The sequence below is a fragment of the Inquilinus limosus genome, assembly GCF_002195995.1.
In the GTDB taxonomy this organism is placed as follows: Bacteria; Pseudomonadota; Alphaproteobacteria; order DSM-16000; family Inquilinaceae; genus Inquilinus; species Inquilinus limosus_C.
Window position 1 is genome coordinate 1 of the sequence record NZ_NHON01000177.1, and the last position, 6,405, is coordinate 6,405.

Sequence of the window (6,405 nt, forward strand, 5' to 3'; positions counted from 1 at the left end):
GGTTCCCTCCGCCGGAACCGGCGCCGTCCCCCTCCGCCCCCGCAGAGGACGCCCCCGGCATCGACATCGGCGGCCGGCTGCGGCGGCTGCGCGAGGAGCATGGCCTGAGCCAGCGCGAGCTGGCACGCCGCGCCGGCGTCTCCAACGCCACCGTCTCGCTGATCGAGCAGAACCGCGCCAGCCCCTCGATCGGCTCCTTGAAGCGGGTGTTGGACGGGCTGCCGCTGAGCCTGGCCGCGTTCTTCGCCCTGCCCGAGGGGCCGGAGGACCCGGTGTTCTTCCCGGCGGCCGAGCTGACCGAGATCGCCGGGAAGCTCGCCGGCCACGGGGGCGGCAGCACCGGCGGCCTGATCTCCTACCGCCAGGTGGGCTGCGACCTGTCGGGCCGGGCGCTGCAGATCCTGCATGAGCGGCTGGCGCCGGGCGCCGACACCGGCCCGACGGCGCTGAGCCATGCCGGCGAGGAGGGCGGCGTGGTGATCCGCGGCCGGGTGGAGCTGACGGTCGGCCCGCGCCGCCGCATCCTCGGCCCCGGCGACGCCTATTACTTCCAGAGCCGCCTGCCGCACCGCTTCCGCGTGGTCGGCGAGGAGCCGGCGGAGATCGTCTCGGCCTGCACCCCGCCCTCCTTCTGAGAGCCGGGCTCGACACCCGGAAGCGGCCCTCCTTGTGCCTCTCCCGCCGGGCGGGAGAGGTCGACAGCGCGCAGCGCTGGCGGGTGAGGGCCGGCACGGGCCCCGCCGCCCTCCCCTCACCCGGAGGCGCAAGCGCCACCGGCCCCTCCCGCGGACGGGAGAGGCGAACCACATCGATTCATCTTGAAGGAAGGGCACGTCGCGACCGCGGCGACGGTCAGCTGCTGTCCGGCGTCGGCTGCCGGGGCGGCGGACAGCCCTCCGCAGACTCCTCCGTCGGCTCAGCCCAGCCTTCCCCGCCCCCGGCGCGCGCGGCGGCGCCCCCGGCGCCCAGTCCGGAATTGTCGTTGGCGCCCTCGTCCGGGCCATCGAGATCCTCAAGGCCCGGCGGCAGCGGGATCGAGGGCGGCGGCCGGCCGATCTTGCGGCAGACCTCGCGCAGGAACTCCTCGGGCGACAGCAGGTCGAGCTGCGCGTCGAGGACATCGTCCTCGTTCAGCCTCTCCCGCACCGCCGAGCGCACATAGTCGGCGTCCCAGTCCTTGTCGGGCGCCGCCACCGCCTTGACGGCGGCCTCGGCCACCTGCTCGCGCAGCTTGCGGCGGCGCGCCTGCTCGCCCGACTCCACGCGCTCGTCCTTGCGCAGCAGATAGTCGGCGCGGATCCGCTCGCTCATGGCGAGCGACAACCGCACGGAGCGGGAGAGCCGCGACTGCTTCAGGTCGAAATCGGGCGCGTCCGGCCCCGCCGAGGTCTGCAGCTGCTGGGTCGCGGTCATGCGCTTGGTGCGCATGTCGATCGAGACCATCTCGCGCAGCGTGTCCAGCGCCCACCCCGTCCAATGCAGGTCGGGATCGGCCGGCCGAAGCTCGCGGGACTCGGATGGCGCCTCATTCATAGAACGTATCATGAACGAGAATCTAGGGTGAGCGCAATGAACAATATGTTTTCTAGGAATCGCCGCATCTAGGGGATCACAGACATTTAGACGAATGCTCGCGGCATGCTTTAACTGACAAAATAATCATCGCAATTCAAGCACATAATTCTCTGCGCAAGCTATTCAGGTTTCTGCAGAATCGAAATATAATTCATCTATAATAAAATTATAGAATTTCTCCAAACCTCAATTATTCTTCAGCGGACTTAGATCCATACTCTGGATCTGAGATTGCCAACACACCGCCGAGCAACGCGCTGTCATCCAACTCCATTTCTGGTTCTGAAAGCCTTACCCTATCAATCAACTGCATGACATCGGGAGGGACAGCCCGACCCAGCTTGCGCATCCTCTCAACCACCGCCTCGACATTAGCGATTAGGGCCATGGTCATAGGTCGGCTTATTCGCATGATCTCCTTTGACAGATGCGCCGCCGCCCTAAGCCATACCTCTGGGAGGCGATTCTGCACAGCAGCGTCCATAGCCCGCTTATACGACTCTATACCTCTATTCACGTCACCGCGCCGAAAGGCGATCAAACCCTCGGTGGCGTCCCAGATTATCGAATTCTCGACAGACTGAGGATGGCGGCGCGCGACATTTAGACAACTGAGAGCTTGATCAACCATGCCGCGATAAGCGAGTCCAACTGCTAGATTATTGAGTATTCCAGGATCATCTGGATTGGAAAGCAGCCCCCGATTTGCGATATCAATGGCGAGATCCAAGTGATCCGTTAACACTATTGCAACAAAACTTCCATGAACAAAGGGTCCCGGGTTAAATGGCTCGATCTTAATCCATCCTTCTGTTGCTGATAAGCTCGCCCTCCAATCGCCTTGTGCGTACGCCGACCAAGCCTTCGCCTCAAACGAGGTCCGAAATACCTCCGGATCAATATTCTGAAAGACCAATCTATCCTGCCTACCAGCCCATTCGGCTTGAGCGATGGCATTTTCAGTAGGCTCGACTAAGCTCTGGCGAAAGCGCCGCCGCGCCTGCTTGTGATCACCCGCCGAAAGGTGAACCGTACCTACCGCGGACGCTAACTCCGAGAGGTCGAAGGACCTAAACCGTTGATCATCCAAAAGTTGGAGCGCTCGACGGAATTGGATAGGTGACCGACCCGCAGCAGAAGCAGCGCCAAGTCCTGCCGCCAGGATCCATGGGTCATCAATAGCGGCTGGCGAGTTCCGCGCCAACGATAGCGCCTCCTCAAACTCACCAATATGTACCAAAAGTCGAATTGCCGATCGCAGTACATAGCGGTTGTGTGGCGTGATGGCCACAGCCTGCCGCATGAGCGATTTAGCCTTTCTGCCATGCCCTAGCATCGTTTGAAACAATGCCGTCTCGGTAATAAGCAATGAATCTCTCGGCGATCTGAACAATCCTTTTTTACTATTCCTTATTAGCTCATGCAATTCAAACTCATTTGGCAATCCAACACGCATCTCTTCATTGGAAAATCCAAGAATACTTCTAGCCAAAATCCGAGGGCCGAATCTCGATAGAGGGTCATTTAAAATATGTGCGGCTGCATCCAATAAGGGCTCATCAGGGCTTCGATTGAGAGAGATTGCTGCCGCAACTAGTTCCTCTGCCGACGCCGTATCGTTGACAAGAAACCATTGTTGCCGCTTGATGTCCAACTGCTCCAATCCAGCACGACGTTCCCTGTCCCGAACCAGATTTTGAAAGGGTGATCGCTCCAGCGAAGACATCTCTCCCGCAGCGGCAGTCTCTTCAATAGTCCGCCATCGTGGAACAATGTCTCTTCGGCGACTGTTCTCTGCCCGAATCACGCTACACTGCCCCTTGCTATGATTTCGGATTTTCGCGCGAGACGATCAAAAATAGAGATAAATCTGGAGAGATCGTGTCGGTTTGCAAATGCTTGAGCCCTAGCTAGCGGATGCCCTCGAAAAAGTGGATCCGGCTCGCATAGCTGAATCAAGACAGAAGTCAGTTCACCTTTTAATCTTTCTTCAACTTCGCTTGAAAAATCATCGATAACGTTTGTAAATGCATTCCGGATATTAGGCAGGACGTCGGAGTATGAGCCGATCCACCTACCGTTCCAGATCTGTGGGCGATGAGCAGGAGCGAGACGGCCCATTAACAGCGGGGTCGTTCCCTCCCCAAGAACAAAAAAGCAAAGCATGCTGCCAAGTAAATATATATCACAACCCATTCTCCGAGAATTCCAATCCGGATCGACCTGTCCATATAGAAGCTCAGGAGGAGCATATGTCGGATCTCCAGCAACAAGGAAATCCTCATGAGGAGGTTGCGCTCCTTGCCGCACGGCCCGACCAAAATCGCCTATTTTAAACGCTTTCTGGTCACCAAAATTGAGAAGGTTAGACGGCTTTAGATCCTGATGCGCGATGCCTCGCTTGTGAATCTGAGCAAGGCCGGTGGCTGCATGATGTAGAGCCCGCAACCCCCAAGCCAGCCGAAAACTATTATCCACTATGCGCAAACGCCTCCTGACGTCGCCATCAGCTAATTCAAGTATCAAGTATGGGACTGTATCCTGAAGGTTTACACCAATCTTGATTTGGCCCGACGCCACCGCCAAAACGACGCGATCCATCTTATGCTGGGAGCAAACAGCATGAATGCTAGCCTCAAAGATAGCAGCCTCAGTCATCGATTTTAAGGCACCAAGAACATCTGCGGAGTGCATTGCGCTTGCGAGGTTTAAGGCTTTCAGAAACGCGCGCCTTCCCTCCTTTTCAACTATATAGCCAACAGAGAAGTTTCCTCCAGTACCATAGATATCGGCCCGCAATGGCAATCCGGATTGCGTATCAATTCTCCATCCCAGTGGCTCTCGCACCACCCAGTTGTCGGGAATTGTTACCCCGAGCAAACGATACGCCGCAGGCACCTCGAAATCAGCTTCACTCATGCTGGCCCTCTTAGGCGCGTTATTCCCGTTAATATAGCAAAGTTTCGAAAAATTTTATTATGCTTGCCTATTTCAGGCCCACGATCAAGAGCCTATTAGGATCCGCATCTCCATCACTGCGCGCTATGCGCGAATGGGTGACTCATGCCGCATTCGCCCACCTAAGCTCTCTCGGTCACAGCGTGACGGGAAAGCTCAGGAAAGAAGCATGTTCGTGGAATAGAGAGCGCGCTATACGAGGCTCATGGGATTCGGGGTCTTCATCCATCGCTCAGATTCGATTTACGACGACAGCCCCGCTGAGCGATACCAGTTTCCCAGCCAGTATCTCGGTCGGGTCCGAGCCTGTGTCGGCAGCTGGATCATCTACTATGAACCGCGGAAGGTCGTCGCAACCCGCGGCTACTTCGCCGTTGCGAAGGTCCAGCAGGTTATTCCGGATCCCGGCACTCCCGGCATGTACATCGCCCTGATCGAGCCTGGGAGCTATCTCGACTTTGCCAACCCTATTCCGTTCAGCAACCCCAGCGGTTTGGTGGAGCGAGGCCTTCTAAACGAAGAAGGGCAGATCTCGGGCCGTGCCCAATCGGCTGTCCGCCCACTCTCGCCGGCCGACTTCAACCGCATCATCTCACTGGGCCTCGATCCAACCGAACCGATATTGCCGCGCCTCGGCGAGCCTGCACCGCTTGTCGGCCTTCAGGAAGAGCAAGCCCCGACAGAGTTCGAGCAGAGCCGTGAGAGACTAAGCGCCATCACGTCGCGGATCGTCCGCGACCGCGTTTTCCGCCAGATCGTCCTGCGGGCCTATGATCAGCGCTGTGCGATCACCGGGCTCCGCCTGATCAATGGTGGCGGGCGGGCGGAGGTCGACGCCGCGCATATCCGGCCAGTCGAGCAGAGAGGGCCGGACATCGTCAGCAATGGGCTCGCCTTGTCCGGCACGGCGCGTTGGATGTTCGACCGCGGGCTGATCAGCCTGGCGGACGACATGGAGATCCTGGTCTCGCGGCAGGCCAATGACCAGGACAGCATCCGGGCCTTGGTCAACAGGAGCGGCCGGGCGCTTGTGCCTCAGCGAGCGTTGGAGCGGCCGCACCCGCACTTCCTGCAATGGCATCGTGAGCACTGTTTCAAGCAGTGACGCGAGGCGGGTTCCCTCCCCCTCCATCCTGCGATAAACCAGCCTCGCCCCCCGGCCGCTCCGGCCTTCTGCATCGGACCCCGCCATGCCCGACTGGTTCTCGCTCGCCGAGCTCACCGCCCTGGTCCAGGTCGTGATCATCGACGTGGCGCTGGCCGGCGACAACGCCATCGTCGTCGGCATGGCCGCGGCCGGCCTCGCGGCCGATGAGCGGCGCCGCGCCATCCTGTGGGGCATCGGCGCCGCCACCGTGCTGCGCATCGTCTTCGCCCTGTTCACCACCCAGCTGCTGCAGATCGTCGGCCTGCTGTTCGCCGGCGGCATCCTGCTGCTGTGGGTGTGCTGGAAGCTGTGGCGCGAGATCCGCGCCGACCACGCCGCCGAGGCCGCGGCGCTGGAGGCCGCCGACGGCGAGGCCGGCGGCAACAACGGCAAGACCGGCCCGGCCAAGACCTTCCGCCAGGCCGTCACCCAGATCGTGGTCGCCGACGTGTCGATGTCGCTCGACAACGTGCTGGCCGTGGCCGGCACCGCGCGCGACCACATCGAGGTGCTGGTCGTCGGCCTCGCCCTCTCCGTCGCGCTGATGGGCCTGGCCGCCAACTTCGTCGCCCGGCTGCTGCACCGCCACCGCTGGATCGCCTATGTCGGCCTGCTCATCATCCTCTATGTCGCCGTCGTCATGATGTGGGACGGCGCGCACGAGATCTGGTCGGCTGCCAAACCCGCCCTGGCGGACTGAGGCCGGAGCCCGCCCCCTCACCCTC

The 6,405-nt window shown here is 60.4% G+C and carries 6 protein-coding genes; 3 read left to right on the top strand and 3 right to left on the bottom strand.

All coding sequences use genetic code 11. From position 1 onward, the window contains the following. Positions 1-59: 59 nt before the first annotated feature. The gene (locus tag BWR60_RS35290) at positions 60-635 is read left to right on the top strand and encodes a cupin domain-containing protein (RefSeq protein ID WP_088157925.1); all 576 of its coding nucleotides are present in this window, start codon (positions 60-62) and stop codon (positions 633-635) included. A gap of 217 nt (positions 636-852) precedes the next feature. Here the strand turns inward: BWR60_RS35290 and BWR60_RS35295 are convergent, their stop codons facing one another. The 3 genes from BWR60_RS35295 to BWR60_RS35305 form a co-directional block, all read right to left on the bottom strand. Next, positions 853-1,533 carry a hypothetical protein gene (locus BWR60_RS35295; protein ID WP_088157915.1) on the bottom strand — a complete coding sequence of 227 codons (681 nt, stop codon included), beginning with the start codon at positions 1,531-1,533 and terminating at the stop codon, positions 853-855. A gap of 232 nt (positions 1,534-1,765) precedes the next feature. Further along, a complete protein-coding gene (locus BWR60_RS36735; protein WP_144445874.1) occupies positions 1,766-3,301 on the bottom strand; it encodes a tetratricopeptide repeat protein in 1,536 nt (511 codons plus the stop codon). 77 nt (positions 3,302-3,378) lie between these two features. After that, positions 3,379-4,494, bottom strand: a complete 1,116-nt coding sequence (locus tag BWR60_RS35305) for a protein kinase domain-containing protein (protein ID WP_088157919.1) — start codon at positions 4,492-4,494, stop codon at positions 3,379-3,381. A 244-nt stretch (positions 4,495-4,738) separates the two neighbouring features. On the opposite strand from BWR60_RS35305, the gene BWR60_RS35310 reads away from it, so the two are divergent. Further along, positions 4,739-5,638 carry an HNH endonuclease gene (locus BWR60_RS35310; RefSeq protein WP_088157921.1) on the top strand — a complete coding sequence of 300 codons (900 nt, stop codon included), beginning with the start codon at positions 4,739-4,741 and terminating at the stop codon, positions 5,636-5,638. Positions 5,639-5,723: 85 nt separating this feature from the next. After that, positions 5,724-6,380, top strand: coding sequence for a TerC family protein (locus BWR60_RS35315; protein ID WP_088157923.1), 657 nt, complete (start codon positions 5,724-5,726; stop codon positions 6,378-6,380). The last annotated feature ends 25 nt before the right edge of the window (positions 6,381-6,405 follow it).

Coding starts and splice junctions, on each gene's coding strand:
- BWR60_RS35310 (WP_088157921.1), top strand. CDS start 4,739: ATGGGATTCGGGGTCTTCATCCATCGCTCAGATTCGATTTACGACGAC.
- BWR60_RS35305 (WP_088157919.1), bottom strand. CDS start 4,494: ATGAGTGAAGCTGATTTCGAGGTGCCTGCGGCGTATCGTTTGCTCGGG.
- BWR60_RS35295 (WP_088157915.1), bottom strand. CDS start 1,533: ATGAATGAGGCGCCATCCGAGTCCCGCGAGCTTCGGCCGGCCGATCCC.
- BWR60_RS35315 (WP_088157923.1), top strand. CDS start 5,724: ATGCCCGACTGGTTCTCGCTCGCCGAGCTCACCGCCCTGGTCCAGGTC.
- BWR60_RS36735 (WP_144445874.1), bottom strand. CDS start 3,301: ATGTCTTCGCTGGAGCGATCACCCTTTCAAAATCTGGTTCGGGACAGG.